The following is a 22433-nucleotide window of genomic DNA, read 5'->3' on the forward strand; positions in this document are numbered from 1 at the left end:
AAACACCTACAATTCAAACCAATGGTTTTGATTCAATTTTTTATACCAGAAATAGCTGTCTTTTTTAGTTCGCTGCAATGTATGATAATCAACATGAACTAGACCGAACCGCATGCTATACCCATAGGACCATTCGAAGTTATCCATCAATGACCAGATACAATAGCCTTTCAAATTCACACCAGACTCTAGTGCCCTGCTAATCTGTGTTAAGTGCTGTTTCAAGTATCTGATTCGTTTTTCATCACGAACGCGACCGTTCACAGGATCCTGATTGTATGTTGCACCATTTTCGGTTATGTAGATTGGGACATTTCCATATTTATTCTTAATATCCATCAACACCTTGTAAAAGGCATCAGCATAAATGGTAAAACCGATGTCGGTTTTATCAAATAAACCATCAAGATGTTCACAATCAAACGTCCCTTTACCCTCTTTATATCTTGATACTGTACCAGTATAAAAATTGATTCCTAAAATATCGATTGGCTGAGAAATGATTTCCATATCGCCTTCTTGAATGTTTACTTTTGCCCCTTTTTTCTCAAACCAATCTACTAAAATTTGTGGATAGCTTCCTTTAAAGACAGGGTCAAGGAACCATTCCATAAACCATGCAGAGATTCGCTCACATGCCTCAACATCTTCTGGACGGCGGCTAAATGGTTCATACCAAGTAACATTTGGTGCATAACCAATTTCACCTGGGATTCCCAATTCTTTAAATCGCTTTACTGCTCGTCCATGTGCTAATAACAAGTGATGAGCAACATCTAGTGAAGTTTGGAGATCTCTTTCACCAGGAGCCTGTTCGGCAACGAAATATCCTAAAAAAGAGACACACCATGGTTCATTAATGGTTAACCATGATTTAATTTTTCCAGAAAACTCACGGAACAATAAATCGGAATACTCAACAAACGCCTCAATCGTCGCACGATTCTTCCATCCGCCCTCATCTTGAAGTGCTTGCGGTAAATCCCAATGATAGATGGTACATAACGGTTCAATTCCGTTTTCTAATAACCTATCAACAAACTGGTGATAATGATCTAATCCTTTTTGATTGACTTCTCCTCTTCCGTTTGGAAAAATCCTTGGCCACGCAATCGAGAAACGATAGGTATTAACCCCTAATTCTTTTAACAATGCAATATCTTCGTCCATTCGATGATAGCTGTCACAAGCAATATCACCATTGTCTCCATTTAGGACCCTACCAGGAATTCGGCTGTAGGTATCCCATATAGACAAACCTCTGCCATCTTCATTATAGGCACCCTCGATTTGATAAGATGCTGTCGACACGCCGAAGCGAAAATCTTTAGGAAAAGTAATAACTGCCATGATGTTTAACCCCTTTCGATATGAAACTATTCACAGTTGAAAGGAATGCACAAGTATATTGCATATGCCGTGCACTCCCATCATTGAATCTAGGAAAATATTCTTCTTGTAATTACTTCATTTTCGTTAACTTGATCTGTTACCTCGGTATATGGCTGCGGCTTAAGATTGGTTTTTTCATTCTCCAGCCAGTCTCTCCAAGCTTTTTGATCCTTTTCACAACTTAATCCGATCAATCGCTGTAACTCTGAAGATGCCTGCTTACTAAGGAGGGAACGAACATCCAAAAGATAGTTGATTAGGATTTCATACCCATTTGCACTTCCACACCGTGCCAAAGCCCGGCCAATAGCTAATTCCAGCAGGGCGCGACGTTCTAAGAAATAGTCGGCTTGATGCCCCTCATAACAATACTGATTGCATAAAGCTGGTATTAGATGAAGCTGTTCAAGGAAAGGAATCGCTTCCACTTCACCTAACCTCTCGGCACCCATGCATATCGAATGAATATAGTAAAAAATCCCCCACATTTTATCTTTAAAATCTTCTTCCGATGGATTTAATAAATCCGCTACTCGTTTCCATACGTTAATACTCCGTTTATCCCTTGTTAATCCTAATGAATAGAGTAAATAACAGACATCAGGCATTGCACCATGATCAGGCGGCATCGTAACATACAGGATATCGGCAGTCCGTTTAGGAAGCTGATCCTCTAGCATACTCATAATTTCAGAGATTAGAGCTGGTACTCCTGTTGTTGAACCATACAGGGCCAATGCTTGGGCAATACGAACTTTACGAATTCCTTGTGCTTCATGATAGGCTTGTTCAAGAAAAGGAATAATTCGTTTTCCTGCAGTACATATTTCCACAAATGGAATGCGTTTTTGATAGATTTCATTCATCCGCATATTTGAGTATTCATATAAAGGCTCATATACCTCGATGGATTCAATCAAACTGATTAATTCCTCATCAGAATAAGGAAGAAAATCTATTTTTCTTGTTAGAATGGTTTCTGGTATTAATTTTTCTGTTATGATTCTTTCCTGCAATTTTTTACAATCTATTTGTCTAGGATATTGATTTTCCTTAACGGCCATTGCTGCGGCAAGAGCAGCAATACCTCCTAAGTTTTCTAAATCAGATTGCATTCGAATGGCAGGCAGGGCATCGTGAGTAGCGGATATTGCCTTACCAACTACTAAGATTCCATCAAGACCCTTTGGTAATAACATTCGATAAGGGATCTCAATCTCGAGATTTGGTGGAATTAATCCAGCATGTAACCAGTTTGCCTCACTGATTCCTTTCATATCATGATTGCTAAAATGAATATTGATACAATCCGACCAGCTTCGCTGCAGCAACTGGTCGGTCATATTCATGACGACATCACCGATAATATGACGACTTTCTCGCGGGGCTACGTAGATGCCATGATCATGGCAACCGTCCACATCCTCACTGCAACGTCGTCTCCCCGCTAGAATCGCTCTTGTGTAATCTAATACATCCGATACATTGACCATACTGGTGAAATTATTTTGCAGCTTTCCTGGCTCTTTATATTGGGCTAATGAGTACCACATGACAACATGATCCCGGGCAGAGCCATAAGCGAATTCTGCTCCAGCAAAAGCAGCTAGGTCTCCATCTCCAGTTGCGTCAATTACACAGTCAGCGAAAACAACCCCTGCTCCCCATCTCGTTGCAACAAGGCTGCCACATACCTGAGTCCCTTTTTTAACTGCTCCGAACGTAATAGTATTGAATAGAAGTTTAACTCCTAACCTAGTCGCTTCATCTAAAAGTGCAAACTTTTTTGCTTCAATATTCCATTTATGGCCTTTATACTTTATTCTTCTTTGGGTATTATGGACAAGTTCCGTTATCTTTTCAGCATATCCATGGCGTTTACCAAACCAATAGCTATCAACACCGCCAAATGTACCGGTACCGCCGAGACCAGGATTCAAATCCACGAGGATCGTGTTCATTCCTTCTTTAGCCGACACAATCGAAGCCGAGGCACCACTTGAGCCACCTCCGGCAACGAGCACATGTGCTCTTTTAGATAAATAGATTTCTTGTTTTGGAACATCTCCATATTCAACCTTACGCTCTAAAAAGCCCGTAGGTATGTTAAATTCATAAGGCTGAATATCATCAGGGACTTGAATACTTTCCGTGATAGTCTGTTGACCTTGAAAAGGCAAATCTTTGACTTGTTCTGCAAATTGCTCTGCTAATACAGCGGATTTAACAGGGTCAAGCCAGTCTGTATTAACATTTTCATGAACATCTTTATAAAAGCTCCATACATTGGGGCTGACAGTTAATTTTTCAATATGAATAGGCTGGTCAGTGGGTTGTTCTACTGGTTTTAACGGATAAGGCCCCTTTAATTCATATGAACCTGCACATAACAATGCTTTATTAAATGCCGGAATATGATGAACAAGATATTCTGCAAGCTCAATTCCTAGTTTTTGTGCAGTGTACTCACGTTTTTGATTTGCAGTTAAATTATTTTCTGCGGGTAATTTCAATTGATATTCTACATAGAAATGCCCATTTTCATGGTAGCCTTTATAAACGGTAACTTTGTTATCCAAAATCCCCAATTCTAAAGGGACTTCCCATTCTGCTTGAGAAATTTCTTGGACATTGGAAAACTCTAAAACTCTTTTATAGCACGACTGGCTGCTATTCCCTAATGCTGCTATTTTTAAGCCGGTAAAAAAGGTCGTGATTGCAGTTTCTGTTGCATCCACAATCCCCCTGCAGCGAATTAATTGCCTCCCTGATTTATTGGCAATGATTAGACCACGCCGCTTATCAGCTAGATTGATCATCCCAATAGGCATGGAGCAATACAATAATTGAATTCCTGCTGAGAGGAGTTCCTCTTCAAGCTGTATTTTCAATCGGTCGACATGAAAGACGACCGATTGGGAATGCTCATTGGAGATTATTTTCCCACATGACTTTACACAGGAATCTATCAAACTTGATTTTTTCCCTTGTGGAATTGTAATCCAAGGACTTAATGTAGCTGTTAAATCGCTTCCCAAATAGGTCCTAGATTCAACTACCATGACTTTTTTTCCTTGTTGAGCAAACTTTAGAGCGCCAGCTAAACCAGCCATTGTTCCACCAATAATGACGACATCCAAATCTGCTAGAATCGGAACAGATTGAGCAGGTAATTGATGAAGGGTCATGCTCAAATCCTCCTGTGATTTTTGTTAGATTTCAATTTCAAGAAGTACTTCCCCAGAAGCATCCTGGCAATCAATGATATAAACCTGCTTATTTTGAGCATCCTTTTCAACCATTACCTGGTTTCCATTCACAAAGGCTTTTATAGGCTCAGCGTCAGATAAGAATGCAAATACTCCGCCTTCTTTCAAGGTAACTTTGATACCTTTTTCTGTGTTCCATTTATTACTAATTGCATCCGTACCAATTAGTTTATTGCTTAGGCCGATTGCAGTTATTGATTGACCTATAGGAAGAATTAAATATAGTGAAACTCCATTCTCACCAAGGCTTACTTCAACCTTACCTTCTTTGCTGACGATAGAATGTTGTTTTGTTAAAACATCATATATTACGAATTTGTCTCCCATCAGCTCTGGAACATCCTTTGGGCTGACTGACCCATGAACCGCTTCCGTACCTTCACTTAGATTAAAAGCAGCAACCACTCCAGCACCCTTACATTTGTTCCATATTTTAAGCGGGGTTTTTGCCTGAATTGGATTAATAAATAAACAATCCTCTGTCGGTACACCAGGCAGTTCACAACGAATAATTTTTCCATCGTTATAAACTAATGGCCAAATCATTTCTGGATTCGTTTGGTCGACAGCATCACTAAAATAAATTGGCCCTCCACTTACAACTCGTAAGATCATATTTTGGAGATCATCATGGTTTTTGGTCCAATACATATCCCAATCTCCCCAATAGAAAGCACCATGATAAAGGGAGTTATATGCGTTTTGCAAGGCGTGCTCTTTGAAACTATTATCCTCTTGTGGAACGAAGTCATCACTATTACGAGATACAGCAGAATATGGGCGATGCCATATATTTTCCTCTGCCATACCCATGCAGTTAATGACCGTATTATCAAAATGTAAACTACAGGATGCTTCAAGTGCTGTATGCGCTCCACCTGCCGCTTCGCCTATGGATTGATTGTGCGCCATAAAGTTTGCAATCGCACTTTGGCTATCCACTTTCACAAAATCAATTCCCTCTTTTTTAAGCTTAGAATGCCATGCATGCCAAAAGCCAAATCCCTCTTCTGCTTTTGGTGATGGTATGAGGCTGCCATTTTTTGTTTGATATAAATGCTTGTCCAAACTTTTTGCTAACGGACCTTCTGGTGAAATTCCTTCCCAATATCCTGCAAGGGTATGCCAAACACCTACCCAATTCACGCCAAAATTCTTTTTTAGGATGGAAACTGTATTCGTTAACCCATTTGGGAATTTTTCCTCATCAGCTTCGAAGGAATGGAGTTTTTTTCCGTCAACCTTAGACCAGCCATCATCAATCATCATCCATTTAACAGGAATATCTTTTTGTTTTAACTCATTTGCTTTTGTTAATATTCCCTCTTCATTAACAGCATGGTAAAAAGCATCCCAGCTGCACCAGCCCAAGTAATCAAGTATTTCTGGATATTCCTTTTCATCTCTATGTAATACACTTTGTCCACATAAGCTTAAAGCTGTTTTCACATTATCGTTCACTAGCTCGAATGGATTATCTGAAGCTGAAAGACTAAAAGCAAACACTGACAGCTTGGTAAAACCGCCATGAAATGGAGAAACCGAAACCTGTAAGCCCTTTTCAGTTCCGACAAAATCAGTACGTGCTTCTTGTTCACACACTGGCAGGAAATGATAATAATTTTTATCACTTTTAATGAGCATGGATTGTGTGCGTCCTGGTATTTCCTTGATGTTATTTGTAAAAAATGGGCGAGTCCACCAATCTTTATGTTGATAGTTAGCCATGATTTCTAATTCTTCTTTTAAAGATAAAATGGTGATATCGATCGCCTGTTGAGCTGCAAAATACTGTTGTTTCTTAAATAATTCATCATTTTGAATGGCTGCCTCAACAAAAGCAGCAATAAAGGCTCCATAACACTGTAATTTTAAAACAGCAGAAACGGTTTCAGTTTCATCTGCAAAAAGATAACTGTACTCGTTATAAGTCCCGAGGTGATTTTGACCTGTTCTGTCTGAAACCGTTTTAAAATTTAATGGCAGTTTTGACTGATTTTCAAGAGTTACAGTTACTTGAATACCTGAAAAAATAGGTTGATTATGATAAAGACATTGAAGAATGTTTTGGTTTTGCTCGATTTGAAACATAGTATGACTCCTTTTGTCCTTTTTAGAGTTAAATTCCTATCATTCCTGATCTAATGCATATTTGGCAACGGATAGCGATGCCAAGTCGCCAACGCTTTCTTTTAATCCTGAAGGGACAATGGTGCAAACCTGTAATGAATATGGAAGGGCTTCTTTTAGAAGTTCTTCCATTACGAATGGTTTTAACAATTCCTCCTGACGCAAATAAATACTCCCAATGACAATTCGTTCAGGATTTAAAAGGTCTACTAATAACGCGAGACCACGGCCTAGTTTTTGGCCGACAATTTTATAAATTTGTTTTGCTAATGGATCACCGGCTTGAGCAGCTTCTGCCACTGTTTTGGCAGTAATGGATTCAACTTCATCTTGAGTTGAACAAATTTTTGTTTCTTTCCCTTGGCTATGCCATTCTGCGACCATACTTTGAGCGAGTCGTGCAATTCCTCCTCCACTGCAAAAGCCTTCAAACGATCCTGCTTTTCCATAACCAACTGGACCATTTTGTTCCAAGCGAATATGTCCTACTTCGCCTGCCATGTCATTGGTTCCGGAGTATAAACGTCCATCGAGAATAAGACCGGCTCCCATCCCGGTACCGAAAGTTAGAAAAACCATATTATTTGTATCTTTACCTGCGCCCCATTTCCATTCCGCTAACGCACATGCATTTGCATCATTTTGCACCGCCGCCGGGACGTCAAAACGTTCACAGAGAGGTGTTATGACATCAACATGGTCCCAGTTTGGCAAATTTGGCGGTGATAAGATTAAACCTTTTTTACTATCTAGCGGCCCGCCACAGCTAATGCCGATCGCAGTTAAAGTAAGATCGCTATGTTCCAATAATAATTTTTCTAATTGGTTTATCATTTGTAAAAGTGCTTCTTCAGGTGAATCAGGTGTAGGGAAACTTTGTTTAGCAATTAGCTGAATTCCCTGTTCATCTTCAATACCTAATACAACTGCACACTTCGTACCACCAATATCTAACCCTGCGAGGACTGGTTTCATGAAAAAAATTCCTCCTCAATCATTACGCATAAAGCGTGATAAATAGGTAGATGTCTTTCTTGAATATCCGGTGTGGAATCATATGGAACGCAAATTGTAACATCACATAACTCCTTTAAGGCACCGCCGCTTTTTCCGGTAAGACCGACTGTGACTAAACCTAAAGCTTTTGCAACTTTGACGGCATGATTCACGTTACTAGAATTGCCGGAAGTACTAAAACCGATGAATACATCACCTGGTTTACCATAACCATAAACCTGTTGTGCAAATACCATATCTGGAGCTACATCATTAGCGAATGCTGTCATTAGAGCGGAATGACTGACAAGTGAAATCGCAGGAAGAGCTCCTTGCAAATTTTCACTTAGGTAATCGTCTCCAGAAACAGCCTTTAATTTTTCTTTCATCTTCTGTGGGAGAGGACGTTTGGACATAAATCCTTTCATTAATTCGCCGACAACATGCTCACAATCAGCAGCACTTCCGCCATTACCTGCTAATAATAGCTTTCTACCAGACTCATAAGCTTTTTTCATTTGTTCAAAAGCCGCTTCTATACTAGATTGACATTCTATCAATTCAGGATATTTCTGAAATAATCTTTCCAATTGTTTATTCATAACTACATCCCCTATTAAACCGTTAATGTTAAATTTCTTTAAGATGGTCGATTGCTTTTGCAAAGAAATCCTTACTTCCAAAACTGCCTGACTTTAAGACAAGCGCCTTTGCCGGTGTATTTAAACTAATACAGGATGGAAGACCTGGTTCGATTTCTTTCCATACAGTTAGACCTTCAATTCCCAGTTTGCTGCATACAGAAGCGGATGTTTCCCCGCCCGCTAATAACAAACGGTTTACATTGGCTCTTTTCAAGGTTTCATCCACAACAAATGCTAAGGAATCCGAAACAATTCTTGAAACAGTAGTATTTGAAACTCCTAGCTTTGCTCCCAGTTGTTTTGTTTCATTGACAATTTCCTGCGTGTTTGAAGAGTGAACAAGCACATCTTGCCCTTCTTTTAGTAATGAAACCAGATTTAAAACAAGATCTTTTAAATGTGATTCTTTTTGATCTGTCAATAAAAGAGGTGATTTCATTTCAAAAATGGGAAGGCCTCTGCCCTTCATCTCTTCTACTTGACTAAAGGTCTGAGGCATTAAACTGCCTGCTGCACATAGGACCCCTGTTTCCAATTTGGGAATAGTAAGTGTTCGTTCTTCCTTTGGACTTTTATTCATAACATGTGCAAGTTCTTCTGCAATTCCGGATGCACCGCAAATAATTGGCTCATGCTTAATTGCTTCCGCTATTTTTCGTAATGATTCCTGGTCCCTCACATCAAGGATTAAATAATTACAATCTGATTTCATCCGCTCTAATTCTTGTTTTATCTTTTCACTGCCCTGGTCAATGATATCAATATCGACCCTTGCAACCTTTCGTTTTGTTTGTGCTTGTAATATCTCAACCAGGTCAGAATGGAGCATTGGATGTACTGGATCATTACGAAACTCTGACTCTGATAAAATGGTTCCTCGAACATAATGATGACCATACAGCGTTGTTCTTCCGTTTTTAGGAAAACCTAAAACGACAACGGCAAATTCACTTTCTAACGCATCTAACATAGCATCAAATTCGGGACCAATATTTCCCCTAAAAACGGAACATGTTTTATTGAAAAATTGAGTGCAGCCAAGAGCTTGTAAGCTCTTGGTGCTGGTGAATACTTTCTTATATGCTTCCTCTCCCTGATCGAGCCGGGAATTGGTATCAATTATCAAAACATCTGGTGGGAACGTTCCCGTTTTTTCGTGTGAAATGGGATGGGGATAAACATCTGCCCGCCATTCTGCTTTTGCATACATGATTCCGATATCATTTGCACCAGTAATATCATCCGCTACAATACCAATCAATTCTCCCACCTCCGTCTCGGCTTATAACCCGCCTCATTAAGAAAACTTTTTACAACATCCTCCGGCAGCTCTTGAAGGTCAATTCCTGCATTACGGGAGATGATGAGCATTTTACAAGCCATTTCCAATGTTTGTAATGCCATTTTCGCTTCTTTTAATGATGTATCATAAACAAGCACACCATGATTTTCCAACAATAAGATATTAGCCTTATGTGCCTTCTCTCTTACAAGTTCACCTAAATCAATTGAGCCAGGATGTGCATATGGAACACGTTCAACCCGCTCTAAATAATACATGCTCTCAATAAACCAATCTGAAGGAATATCTATATTCGTGGCCGCCATCATCGTGCTATATAATGGTGAAGCATGTAATACTGCACCTATTTCTGGACGGGTTTCATAAATGGCACGATGCATTGGAACCTCTTTGGAAGGTTTCCGTTCTCCGATGATACTCCCACCAATATCCAAAGAGCATTCTGCAAAATCTTCTAAATCTAAATCTCCAAGATAAGTTCCACTTGCAGTAATGAGAAATGAATTTTCCTCCGTTTTTGCACTGATATTCCCTGAATTCCCCCAGGCTAGCTCATACTGCATCATATATTTTCCAGTATCTTGTAAATTCCTTTTCAACTCTAGTTTTTTATCGTAAACCATTTCTACTCATCCCATTCAATCAAATTCGTTTCTTTAATTTGCTTGTCAGCCTCTTTTGGAATGCGGAAAGTTTTAATTTCTGAAGGTTTGAATACGGTTGTGAATGAACGATTAAATTTCGGCAGGTTGATTTCTACTTCTGTTTCAACTTTATGAGTTTCATAGAGGCGAATAATTAAATCATCATTGTCCTCTGCTTTCTTAATCGCACTGACAAGGACATTATCTGCTTTCACTTGCACATATGAATCTACCTGTGGAAGCGATCCTTTATGGAATGTTTCGATAATGGAAATTGGTTTACAGTTTAATTCAGCTGCTTTTTTTACTGTTTCACTCTCTTCCCAACTGCCCTCATGTGGCAGAATTGTATATTCAAACCGTTGAATACCATGGTCAATAAAGGTATACTCTCCGTCCTCTTCAGGAACTAACGGATCATGATGAGCGTAGATTGGACTTCTCAATACGGTTAACGCCAACTCTTTGTTATGAATGCTGTAACTGTATTTTGCATCATTTAGCAGGCTGACCCCATATAACCCTTCATGGTTTTCACGAACGCCTGTTACATCAACCCAGCTTAGACCTGGTTCTTCCTCCCCATTATGCTCACGCTCAATCGTTCCATAAGGTATCTCATACGTTTGTTTTCTAAAAATTGCATTGACAGGGAAAACAAGCTTAAGCATTTTGAATTGTTCGCGCCAGTCAACCGTTACCTTTACATCAATTTGGTCTTTTTCTCGGTACATTGTAAAATCTTGAATCAAAATGGAGCGTCCATATACGCTCTTTACACGAATAACAGATTTCACCGGACCATGTTCTGCTAAATAAATCTTTGCCGCTTTAAATTCCCCGGCAATATCATTAAAGTGGAGTTTATTATGGCTCCATGTATCGGATTTGTCTTCTATCACAACCGGTTTTGCCGCAGGCCCTAAGAATACTTCATGTTCAATCCGCTTGTCATATAAACTCTTAATCCACCCAGTTTCAGAATCAAATTCGATTTTAAAGCGATCATTTTCCATCGAAAATTGGCTAGCTTGAATTGGTTCACCAACAGGGGTAACGCTATTTAACTCGGTATAGATTTTATAAACACGGTAGCCCATTGCTGGTAAATCGGCCAGGAAGTTTAAACGGTAACGTCCTCCAGAAGTTGCTTGTGACTGTATTGTTTGAAATGGGACAGCTTTTCCTTGGTCATCAACTAATACAGATGTCTGCTTAATTCCTCCAATTTCAATTTCTACATTTGCCTTTGTTTCCCAAGCATGCGGATTAAATACGACAATTGGTCTCATTCTCTCATCTTGTTCAATATCAATTCTCCATGAAATTGACTGAATCGCATTATTTAGTGCACGATCCGCAATGGCTAATGATTCGCCATATAAATTACGCGCATCTTCATAAGCTGGCTCAATACTAGTTCCTGCTAAAATATCATGGAATTGATTAAATAATACATTTTTCCATGCACGGTTAAATTCAGTTGGGTACGGTTGCCCTGTTAACCAAAATGCAAGAGCTGCATATTTTTCCGCTGTCATTAACATATTTTCTGCTTTGCGGTTATATTGCTTTACAGCAGAATGTGCTGCATAACAGCCGCTTGCATGGTGCTGAAGATCATCATGCACTACTGGTAATTCTTTATTATTTTTCACTTTTTCAAAATACTGTTCAGGTGATGAGAAAACCAAATTTGGAAGATTGTCGTCCTCGTTTAATCGATAAATACTTTCGATATTTTCTTTGGTCGGACCACCACCGTGGTTTCCTACACCATAGAAAATCATTAAGTCATCAACATTGCCCTTGAATTCAGTTTTACATCGATCGACAATTCGATCTAACGCTTTTCCCCATGAATTGTATTCATACATAATTCGGAAAGCCAATACCCGTGTTCCATCATCTGATTCCCACCAGAAAAGCTTACTTGGAAGTCCTTTTTCATTTGGCGCCGGGCGCATAAACACATAAGAGTCCATTCCGCTTTTCTTTAGGATCTGTGGAAGCATTCCGTGATGGCCAAAGCTATCCACATTATAACCAACCTTTGCCGTTACCCCGAATTTCTCCTGAAAGTAGCGCTGTCCAAACAATCCTTGACGAACAAAAGATTCACCATTTGGGATATTGCAATCTGGCTGAATCCACCAACCGCCAACGATTCTCCATCGTCCTTCTTGAATCCGCTCTTTGATTTCAGCAAACATTTCCGGGTCATTCTCTTCTACCCATTCATACATCGCTGCAGAACTAGATGTAAAAATGAAATCTTCATATTCCTTCATTCGATCGAGTGCCGACCGGAAAGTTGCTTTTGTTTCTTGGAATCCTTCTTGCCATTGCCAAAGCCATACTGGATCTAAATGAGCATTACCAATCATATGGAACGTTTTATCCTTCATATACTCCACCCCTTGTACACTCGTTATTGATTAAAATGATTTGATTTGTTTGCACTTAGTAAAAAGTCGTTTATTTTTTCTGATACTGTAGTCTCAACTGCATCTTGGCCAACTGTAAGTAGATCTGATGATAATTGGCTGCATTCCACATTCGTCATTCTTTCTTCTCGGCCAAGTGCTTTTAGTAGTGAAAGCTCGAGATCAGTTGCAATATTAACTTTACTTACACCGCCAGTTGGCAATTGGAAGGCTTTTTGTACCATTTCACTTGGCACCCCAGAACCGCCATGAAGGACAAGATGTACTGAAGTTAATTCCCTAATAGCCTTTAAACGATCATAGTCAACCTTTGGTTCACGTACCAAGTACACGCCATGTGCAGTTCCACATGATACCGCTAAGGCATCTACACTTGTTTGCTTTACAAATTCAGCCGCTTCCACTGGATCTGTATACAATTCTTCATCTTTATCTGTTTCGATAAAATCAGTTGTCCCAATCATCCCAAGTTCCGCTTCTACAGAAACGCCATTAGCATGTGCATATTCCACTACTTCTTTTGTGATCGCAACATTTTCATCGAAAGGTCTTTCAGATGCATCAATCATAACCGATGTAAACCCAGCTTCAATTGCATCCTTAATTACTTGAAGCTCCTTAGTGTGATCAAGGTGTAATACAACCGGCACTGAAATTGCTAATTCCTCTACTTGTTTATAGAACTCTTCGGCAAATTCAAAAGGAGTGATTCCATATCGTTCAAGTTCTTTTTGAGAGATTTGTACAATGATAGGTGATTCATTTTTTTGTCCTGCTTTTAAAACTGGTTTAATCATTGCAGTATAACGGGGTGAAAATGATCCTGTTGCATATTGGAATTTCTCCGCCATTTGCAAAGCTTCTGTTAAGGAGATTATATTTTTTGGTTTAAGTTGATTCATGACTATCATTCCTACTTTCTACTAATGTTGGTATGTGTTTTGTAAAATGCTAACCTATTATTTTAGCAATGTACGTTTAACTGCTTCCATTCCTAATTCAGGACTTGTTACAAATTGTTTCTGTTCATCAGGCGCAAAGGTTGAAACAACCCTTGCCATGGAAGCTTGTGCGAGAACTACGATATCCACTTTTTTCGCTAGGTCACATAATGCAACTGCAAGGTCTGCATCATGTCCTTCTTTATCATTTGCTAGTAATTTCTGATAAGCGGAGGCTACAAGAATAGGTTCAAATTCGACTGTTTTCTGTTTTTCTGCTGCCTTTTGTTTTAGCAACTCAAGTGTAGGTTTTAATGTGGTTTCTAAAGTAGCGGCAACACCAATTTTTGTTGAAGCGTTCACAGCATATTCAGCCATTGCATCATCAATCCGTACAATAGGCGTTGAAATCTTAGGCTGAGTTATCCTAACAAGTTCACCAATAGAAGAACAGGCATTTAAAATACATTCTGCACCAAGCTGCTCGGCAACTTTAGCATAACTTCCCCAGCGCTCAGCAACATCTTCGATATCCCCCCCATTTTTTTCTAATTGCGGGAGGATGGAATCATCCACTAAATTTATAATTTCACATTCTCCAACTATATTTTTCGCTAACTCTTTTAATGGCTCAATCGTGACAGGAGTTGTATGTATTATCGCTAGTTTTTTCATACTGTTATTCCCCTTCCTTAAATTGCACATGCAAATATTTCATAAATACAATTAACCATCTGGTAGTGCCCAAGCCCAAGATGGTTAATTGAATTTTAAACTAGGAGAGCAGCAATGAATCGTTATAGGCTAATGCTTCCTGCGCTGCATATAGAACAAGCCCTACGCACCATGAATGAGATAAAGTCAGCATCATTCCTTTTGGCTGGAAGCAATTAGTATTATAAAACCGCTCAGTAACCATCCCCTTGTAAGCATTAAAGTCACCATCTTTTCTCGCAATAAACTGCAAGAAGCATGCAATATGATCACGAGTACGGTCCAGGTAATAAGTGTCATCCGTGTATTTCCATAGACGAAGCATTTCAGGAACACAAAATAGTCCATAATTATGCAAATGCTGATTTGACGGGGAAGCTTGATCCGCACCTCGTGATCTAAAATCATATTGATGCAGGAATGAGTATTCTGGAAATGCCAGATTGTAACTCCAGCGGAAGGTCATTAACCAATCAGCTGAGCTTTTTGCTAAGTTTAGCCACTTTTCATTTTTATCAGATTCATAGAGTAGTACATATGCAACAACAGAATTGTATGCATCTTCAGATGTTGGAGTTAAATGTACATCCTCTGGGGCACCATAAATGTATTCGTCTAATACAAAGCTTTCATAATAATGCCCAGCTTTTTCTGCAGCAGAACGATAAGAATCTCTTTCGAAAAAGTTGCTTCCTTCTAGTAATGCTGCAATCCATAAAATTCCTCCAGCACCGTCCCACTCTTCAACATCCCCTGTTTCACAATGATAGTAGGAACCAAAGTTACCATCTGAACGCTGATGTATTACTGCAAAATTTAAATTGGATTGCACTGCTTTTTCCCAATCAGGATGTGTAAAGCCCGCTTGTTTTTCAAACGATAAGGCGCGAATTAAAAATAAGGTTGCTTCAGAAATGGTTCTAGCTTGCAGCCAAGTATTCTTAGGATTCCATCCTGTTCCCCATCCCTTTCCAAGAACCCATGAAGCCCAGAAAGTTCCACTAGGGGCTAGTGCAGAAGCAATATTATCCAAGACATCTTTAGCTGCATTAACATATTCTTGATTATTATTTTTTCGTCCATAGGTTAACAATGCGTATGCATATGGGACACCGCTGACCCAGCCAACATGCATATGAGGGCGGTCTCCCATACCCTTTACATTATTATTAAATTCTCGGTCAAAAGCTGCCGTTTCGGATAAGATTCTATGTTCAGGCATGTAATGCCAAGTATATAATCCATGCGCAGTTAATTCAGCCGCTTCTTCCAATCCCATCCATGGATTTAGCTGGTGTTCTTGTTGATGAATTTTGTACATTTCACGTACAAAAGGATCATAGGAGTGCAAATCAGCTGACCCTGTATAAATTTTTAAATGTAAATGAACCTTTTCACCTGGAGTGAAGGAGTATAATGAAATATCTTTTGGCGCTGGAATCGCATTACCAATAAAAGTCACAGGTTCCTCCTTATATGGGAAATTCACCCAAACAGAGGTGCCTTCATTGTTACCTTTAAACCCTAAACCTGTTAAACCAAGTTCTGACATTTCTTCTACACATAAAGCACCGCTCATTTCATCATTCCAAGTGAAAACCGCCGGAAGCGCCGCTCGGTCTGAACGGAACGACCAATAATCGGATACCATCTCGCCATGATTTCCACCTCGATAATCATACCTTGGGTATTGTCTTGTATTATGCTCGAAGCGATTTTCTTTATAGAAAGCACCAGGAATCATCCATGTCGGCTTCCCATTACCTATTAAATCAGCATTAAACTGTAATCCGTAATTTCCAGAACACTCTTTGTTAAAAGTTACTTGTAAATCGACTTGAATAAAGCCACATCCATCTTGAATATGTTTCCATTCCGATTCTACTGTGAAGTACTCTCCCTTTCCTGAAAGAAGATGATAACCATCATTTGGAGTAACTTCATCAATCAAAATTTTTTCAAGTGTCTGTTCCCCGTTATATACTTCAAGAAGTGAATTAAGCTTTAGAAAAGCATTTTCACCCTTTCGGTCTGGGGGGAAGATTTGAATTACGTATTGATCTTTCTTGTCAGTTTGGATGTTCATAATTGAATCCAATTAAATCACACCTTTAAATTATAAAATTCGATTAGGTTATTCCTAAAGATACGCTGAGCAAACTCCACAGCCTCTTTTTCTGTTAACATATCGTCTTGGACTTTCTCTAGTAAGACATCGGCAACTAGTTTTCTAGCAAGCTTTTGGTGTGCATAGGTTCCTTCAATTACATTGAAGTCCCCTCCGAAACCAAAGATTTTATTTTGTGGAACCATTTCAATCATTTGATGCATGATTTGTTTTCCAACAGTTGGCGAAATGATATAAACCCAAGTAAAATCTGCGTAGGCATTTGGGAAATTCTTTACAATCGTTAAATATTCCTGGTGATATGGAATACCACAATGTAATAGAACAAACTTAGCATCAGGGTAAGCAAGCAGTAACGGAAGTAGATCTGTTACATTAGAGTTGGTTATAATATTGCCATTGCCAGAAACACTTGTTTCATGATGTCCGGTATGAATCTGAATAGGAAGTTCATACTTTATCGAACATTGAATAACGTGATGAATTAAATAGTCCTGCAATACCACTGATTCTTGCTGTGATATAGGTTCTTCAATGAAGCAAGAGAACAATCGATTAAACTGCTTTTCAGCTTCATGAAAGGTTGGCTTTGATGTTTTGAGTGTTCTCCAGTAGGCATGTCCTAGCTTTGTAGCAACCATGCCTTCAGTAACAAATTTATTTAATAAGGCATCAACAGCATGTAGATAATCTTGGAATGTATGTACACTCACTCTAGAATGTTGTTCAATTTGCTGTACATCCTTAATCGTTCTCAATTTAAATGCATAGTCCAAGAACATTACTGGACGAAATAAGGAAAAATCAACATTTGTTGTATAAGGCAGCGTTATGGCTAAATCAATTCCAGACTTTTCGAAAACTTTTTTATACCAATCATCATCATTTGTGGCTGCTTTTACTTTTTCATTCAAGTTTAAAATGCCATTGACGGACCAATCGTCCATTCCATATAAATCCTGTACCGCTATTTTTAATGTTTTTGCATAGGTAGTATTTTTTGTTTGGTTATAGAAGTATAAAAACTGTTCGGCTTTCTCTTCTTCACTTAATTTTGAATTATGGCTTAATATCCCGCGCTTCATCCCAGCAGTAATTAAGTCCGATTCTAGATAATGGAGAAGACCAAAAAAATCAACTTTATTCTTTTTTCGAATTTCTTGTGGATCGATGTGTTCATGTCCATCGATGATTCGGATTCTGTTTATTTCTTCATGGATATTACTCATCGTAAGACTCCTTCCAAAGATAAAGGATGACTTAAAAGAATCTGCCCATCGTCCATCCGTAAAAAATCGAGTAGATATCGATTTTTAGCGGCGGGGCAACTTTTTTCCCTTTTAAGTCATCCACTTCCTATTCAGCCTGCTGATTACTCGACTTCTAGTTCAGGGAATGTGTTTTTAACTTCCTTTTTAAATTCTTTAATTACATCTTTAATGTCATCGTTATCTTTAACACCCTGACCGGAAACTTTTCGCCATTTAGCTAAAACTTCTTCGCCATACTTGTCAGAGTTCGTTGCTGGAATATCCTTTACTGTATCGTAATATGGCTTTAATACATTTTGATCTCCAAACATTTCAGATTTGAAAGTGTCTACATTCTTTTCATACACAGATAATAAACCAGGCATGTTTCCTGTAGCTTCAAGATTGTGTTGCTGCCATTCTTCACTAGCAATAAACTCAATGAATTTGTAAGCTAAATCTTTGTTTTCAGATTTCTCATAAATAGAACGATATGTTCCACCCATGTACCATCCTTTAGGTGTACGAGCTACACCAAATTTATCTTCCGCAGCGCCATCCTTGTTATCAACCATAAAGCTTGCCCATGCAGGCATTGCGGTTAAAATTACACTACCATCATTGATGGCATTTCCCCATCCTGCTGAGAAGAAATCCAGTTTTGCATCAACATCATTGTTGAAGATTTCTTTTTGTGTTTCATAAAGTTCAAGCCATTTAGGATCAATCTTTAATTTTCCATCTTTGACCCATGGTTTCATATGATAAGCTTCAATATCGTAAATATTAGCGTGTGAAGAAATTAAGTGAACCTTGCCACCGCTTTCTTTGCTGACTTTCTTTCCTAATTCAATGATTTTATCCCAGCTATCAACCATTTGAGAAATCTGTTCTGGATCATCTGTTCCTAAGTATTTTTTCGCATTTTCTTTAATGTACCAGAAACCTCCAGGTGAAGAGTGGTCAGAGATTGCTTTAACATCCCCATTTTCTGCTCGGCCTAATGCATGTACATATGGAACATAATCTTTTACTAAATCTTCTGCACCCATATCAGAAAGGTTTGCGGTAAAGTTTGAATTAACAAATTTGTCAATATATGATCTTTCTAAGTCAAAAATATCTGGAACACCTTTACCCGATTGAAGAACATTCAATAGCTTCGTTTGATATTGATCACCAGGGAAGATCTTAACTTCAACTTCTGCATCCGGATATTTCTTTTCAAATTCTTTCGCCATGTCTTCAACTTGTCCAAAGAATGTCCAGATAGTTAATTTTCCTTCAACTTTACCGTTATTAGACTTATTCGCATCTGCAGCTGTTTCCACTTTGTTTCCACAAGCCGTAAATAATGTAAGAACTAGAACCGAAGCTAATAGGATTGAAAACCACTTTTTCATTTGAAGTACAGCTCCTTTTTTGATATAATCATTATCTATTGTTTTTCTTATCGCCCTCTATAAGTGGCTAAGACCGTCAATTCTTTTACACTTATTGGGTTTGATAAGTAAATTCACTTCAGTGGAGGTATTTTTCCTTCACTGAAGGTTTACCCTTATTTGAAGTACTGTCCTGGCCTCACCCCCACTGAGTTTTCCCAAAGAAGGTTTAGCCTTTTAACGCACCCGCTGTAATTCCGCTGATAATTTTCTTAGATACAAGTGAGAAGAAAATCAAAATCGGAATAACAGAGATGACAATACCTACATACATTGCTCCAAAGTCAGTTGAGAATTGAGACTTAACCATGGCAATCATAACTGGCAGTGGCTGCAATTCATTATCGAAAAGTACAATCATTGGGGTTAAGAAGTCATTCCACTTTCCGATAAAGGAGAAGATACCCAATGTTGCAACTGCAGGCATTAACAGTGGCAGTACTAAACGATGGAAAATCTTTAATTCGCCGCAGCCATCGATTCTTCCTGATTCAAGAATTTCATAAGGAATACTCGAATCACACATTTGCTTCATAAAGAAGATACCGAATGCATTAGAAATGGATGGTAGTATGAGCGGCCAATAAGTGTTCAGCATTTGGAATGAATCCATTAGCTTGAAAAAGCCAATAATCCCCAATTGACCAGGAATCATCATCGTACCCAATACTGCAAGAAACAGAATGTTTTTACCTTTGTAGTTATACTTCGAAAATCCATAACCTGCGAGCGCTGAAAAGTATAAATTCAATACCGTTGATACGACTGTAATAAATACTGTGTTGATAAACCCTCTCCAAACTGGGACTGTATCAATAAGTCGATTGTAGTTATTCATAAACTCAGACCCGGGGATCAATAGCAATTTCCTTGCAATATCTGAGTTGGTATGTGTTGAAGTAATCATCATACTGTAAAAAGGTAATAAACAAGTAAATGCCACCGCAATCAACACGAAATAGACTGCGAATTTACCAAAAAAACTTTTTGCGTTAAACGCCTTCTTTGTTTTAGTTTGTTTAAGTGATATGCCATTTTTTATTACACTATCATTTGCTTTCATAAAGGATCTCCTTTCCTTCAAGCCGAAAGTATCCTACTCTTCAACTTTTTTCATATTTGAGAACTTCATAGAAATTAATGAGAAGAACAAGACGATTACAAAAATTGCATATGCTATAGCAGCTCCATAACTATAATCAAATTGTTGGAAAGCTGTTTGGAACAGATACATAACCATTGTTAAAGTAGAGTTATCTGGTCCGTTACCAAGCATTAATGGCGCATCAAATAGTTGAAGTCCGCCGATTACGGAAGTAATAAAGGTAAACAACAATACTGGCTTCAATAATGGCAAGGTAATCTGTGTTGCCATATCCCATTTGGTTGCACCGTCTACTTGTGCTGCTTCATAAAGTTCTTCTGGTATGGATTGAAGACCAGCGATAAATACTAACATATTAAATCCAAAGTATTGCCACATAATTACACCAGCAACAATGATTCTAGACAGCCAAGGACTGTTAAACCAATAAACCGGATCATCCACGAGCCCTATTGCCATTAAGAATTTGTTTACACTCCCTGTTTGCCAGTCAAACATTAAACTAAACAAAACCCCTAACGTTACCGGCGTAACAATATTTGGAAAATAAAAAACTGCTCGGAAGAAATGCTTTCCTTTAATAAATTTTTCATTTAGAATCATCGCTAACGCTAAGGCAAGAATTAATTGCGGCACGATTGACATAATCCAAATGATTAATGTGTTTCCGATGGACTTAAAGAAGTAAGTATCTTTAAATAATCGGGCGTAATTGTCCAAACCTACCCATACTGGATCCGAGAACCCATCCCACTTTGTAAAACTTAAATAGAGTGAGAAGAGTATAGGCGTTAAACCAAAAACAAGAAATACGATAAAGTACGGAAGTACAAAATAGAATCCATATCTTGATTTATTAATAGATGAATTTCTCATAATATCACAGCCTTTAAACTTTTTTATCCCACTGTTCCTGTAGCCTTAAATGAAGAGTTTATCTGGTATATGTAAAACTAGCGCTCAGGTTCTTTAAACCATTTTGCTAGTAATTGGCTCTGATACCTTTCTGCAAGAATCACGAATCATTAATAATGGCTTTAATAGATGGCGTTTCGGTTGATAATCCTCATTTTCCATCCGATTAAATAATTCCACAGCCGCTTTTTTGCCCATTTCTATAAAAGGTTGTTTAACAGTTGTTAAGGATGGGTACACCCAACTTGATAGTGTGATATCATCAAAACCTGTAATGGAGATATCTAGTGGGACGTTATAGCCGCGTTCTTGAATCGCTCTTAATGCGCCAATTGCGGTCTCATCATTCGAAGACACCACAGCTGTAAACCCTCCAATTGATAGCAGACTATTCATAGCATGATATCCGCCTTCATTTGACCAATCTGTCGATACAATCCAGCTTGGGTCAATTTCTAATCCGAGCTGACTAATGGTTTCAAGATAACCATTTAAGCGGCATTTTGTTGCAGCTGCATCTTCTGGCCCTGAGATATAGGCAATTTTACTGTGGCCAATCCGGTGCAGGTATCGAACCAATTCTGCAATTCCATAGTAGTTGTCCACATCCACCGAGATAATTTCTTCAACACCGGCAGAATCTCCAAATATGACAACCGGAAAACCAGCCTGAGCGATCTCCATCAACTCTTGTCGATCTCTTTTTCTAAAGCTGATCATGATGATTCCATCAACCTGTCCTTCAAAAAATAAATTTTGAAAATCTGATTCTTTATATTTATTTGAAGTCATGCTGTAGAACACACAATTGAACCCTTTTTCTTTCGCTAAATCTTCAATACCTTTGAAGATCAATGGATAAAACAAGTTCGCCATACTATCTACAACGATTCCCAGGGTGTGTGTTTTATTGACTACTAATCTTCGAGCATTTTCATTTCTATGATAGTTTAATTCTTTAATAGCTTTTTTTAATGCCTCTTCGGTTTCTTTTTTTACTGGTGAACCATTTAAAAATCGAGATACCGTGCTTTTTGATGTGTTTGCTAATCTTGCGACATCTAATATTGTTGGATTCATCGTTTTCCCCCTCCCTTTCGTTTTTTTGATTTT

At 38.5% G+C, this 22433-nt stretch carries 16 protein-coding genes; all 16 read right to left on the reverse strand.

Translation table 11 applies throughout. The features are described from left to right. Positions 1–6 precede the first annotated feature (6 nt). Positions 7–1350, reverse strand: coding sequence for a GH1 family beta-glucosidase (locus QFZ31_RS11955; RefSeq protein WP_307303165.1), 1344 nt, complete (start codon positions 1348–1350; stop codon positions 7–9). An 89-nt stretch (positions 1351–1439) separates the two neighbouring features. Continuing rightward, entirely contained in the window at positions 1440–4580 is a 3141-nt protein-coding gene (locus QFZ31_RS11960; RefSeq protein ID WP_307303166.1) for an FAD-dependent oxidoreductase, read from the reverse strand. A 24-nt stretch (positions 4581–4604) separates the two neighbouring features. After that, positions 4605–6752 carry a Sip1-related alpha-galactosidase gene (locus QFZ31_RS11965; protein WP_307303167.1) on the reverse strand — a complete coding sequence of 716 codons (2148 nt, stop codon included), beginning with the start codon at positions 6750–6752 and terminating at the stop codon, positions 4605–4607. 39 nt (positions 6753–6791) lie between these two features. Next, positions 6792–7766 carry an ROK family protein gene (locus tag QFZ31_RS11970; protein WP_307303168.1) on the reverse strand — a complete coding sequence of 325 codons (975 nt, stop codon included), beginning with the start codon at positions 7764–7766 and terminating at the stop codon, positions 6792–6794. Continuing rightward, positions 7763–8389: an SIS domain-containing protein gene (locus QFZ31_RS11975; RefSeq protein WP_307303169.1), complete on the reverse strand. Its 627-nt coding sequence runs from the start codon at positions 8387–8389 to the stop codon at positions 7763–7765. Before QFZ31_RS11975 ends, QFZ31_RS11970 begins: the two co-directional genes overlap by 4 nt. A gap of 28 nt (positions 8390–8417) precedes the next feature. Next, a complete protein-coding gene (locus QFZ31_RS11980; RefSeq protein ID WP_307303170.1) occupies positions 8418–9692 on the reverse strand; it encodes a four-carbon acid sugar kinase family protein in 1275 nt (424 codons plus the stop codon). Next, positions 9689–10357, reverse strand: a complete 669-nt coding sequence (locus QFZ31_RS11985; protein WP_307303172.1) for a class II aldolase/adducin family protein — start codon at positions 10355–10357, stop codon at positions 9689–9691. The genes QFZ31_RS11980 and QFZ31_RS11985 overlap by 4 nt, the downstream gene beginning before the upstream one ends. Before the next feature lie 2 nt (positions 10358–10359). Then, the gene (locus tag QFZ31_RS11990) at positions 10360–12786 is read right to left on the reverse strand and encodes an alpha-mannosidase (RefSeq protein WP_307303173.1); all 2427 of its coding nucleotides are present in this window, start codon (positions 12784–12786) and stop codon (positions 10360–10362) included. A gap of 23 nt (positions 12787–12809) precedes the next feature. Further along, positions 12810–13727, reverse strand: a complete 918-nt coding sequence (locus tag QFZ31_RS11995) for a class II fructose-bisphosphate aldolase (RefSeq protein WP_307303174.1) — start codon at positions 13725–13727, stop codon at positions 12810–12812. 57 nt (positions 13728–13784) lie between these two features. Beyond that, on the reverse strand, positions 13785–14441 hold the full coding sequence (locus QFZ31_RS12000) for an aspartate/glutamate racemase family protein (RefSeq protein WP_307303175.1): 657 nt from the start codon (positions 14439–14441) through the stop codon (positions 13785–13787). 100 nt (positions 14442–14541) lie between these two features. Then, positions 14542–16578 (reverse strand): hypothetical protein, encoded by a 2037-nt coding sequence (locus tag QFZ31_RS12005; protein ID WP_307303176.1) that lies wholly within the window; start codon positions 16576–16578, stop codon positions 14542–14544. Positions 16579–16583: 5 nt separating this feature from the next. Next, positions 16584–17837, reverse strand: coding sequence for an amidohydrolase family protein (locus QFZ31_RS12010; protein ID WP_307303177.1), 1254 nt, complete (start codon positions 17835–17837; stop codon positions 16584–16586). A gap of 143 nt (positions 17838–17980) precedes the next feature. Next, the gene (locus QFZ31_RS12015) at positions 17981–19261 is read right to left on the reverse strand and encodes an ABC transporter substrate-binding protein (RefSeq protein ID WP_307303178.1); all 1281 of its coding nucleotides are present in this window, start codon (positions 19259–19261) and stop codon (positions 17981–17983) included. A gap of 208 nt (positions 19262–19469) precedes the next feature. Beyond that, entirely contained in the window at positions 19470–20363 is an 894-nt protein-coding gene (locus QFZ31_RS12020; protein ID WP_307303180.1) for a carbohydrate ABC transporter permease, read from the reverse strand. Between the two features lie 33 nt (positions 20364–20396). Further along, on the reverse strand, positions 20397–21281 hold the full coding sequence (locus QFZ31_RS12025) for a carbohydrate ABC transporter permease (protein ID WP_307303181.1): 885 nt from the start codon (positions 21279–21281) through the stop codon (positions 20397–20399). A 93-nt stretch (positions 21282–21374) separates the two neighbouring features. Continuing rightward, the gene (locus QFZ31_RS12030; RefSeq protein ID WP_307303182.1) at positions 21375–22400 is read right to left on the reverse strand and encodes a LacI family DNA-binding transcriptional regulator; all 1026 of its coding nucleotides are present in this window, start codon (positions 22398–22400) and stop codon (positions 21375–21377) included. Between the last annotated feature and the right edge of the window lie 33 nt (positions 22401–22433).

The sequence above is a fragment of the Neobacillus niacini genome (genome assembly GCF_030817595.1).
In the GTDB taxonomy this organism is placed as follows: domain Bacteria; phylum Bacillota; class Bacilli; order Bacillales; family Cytobacillaceae; genus Neobacillus; species Neobacillus niacini_G.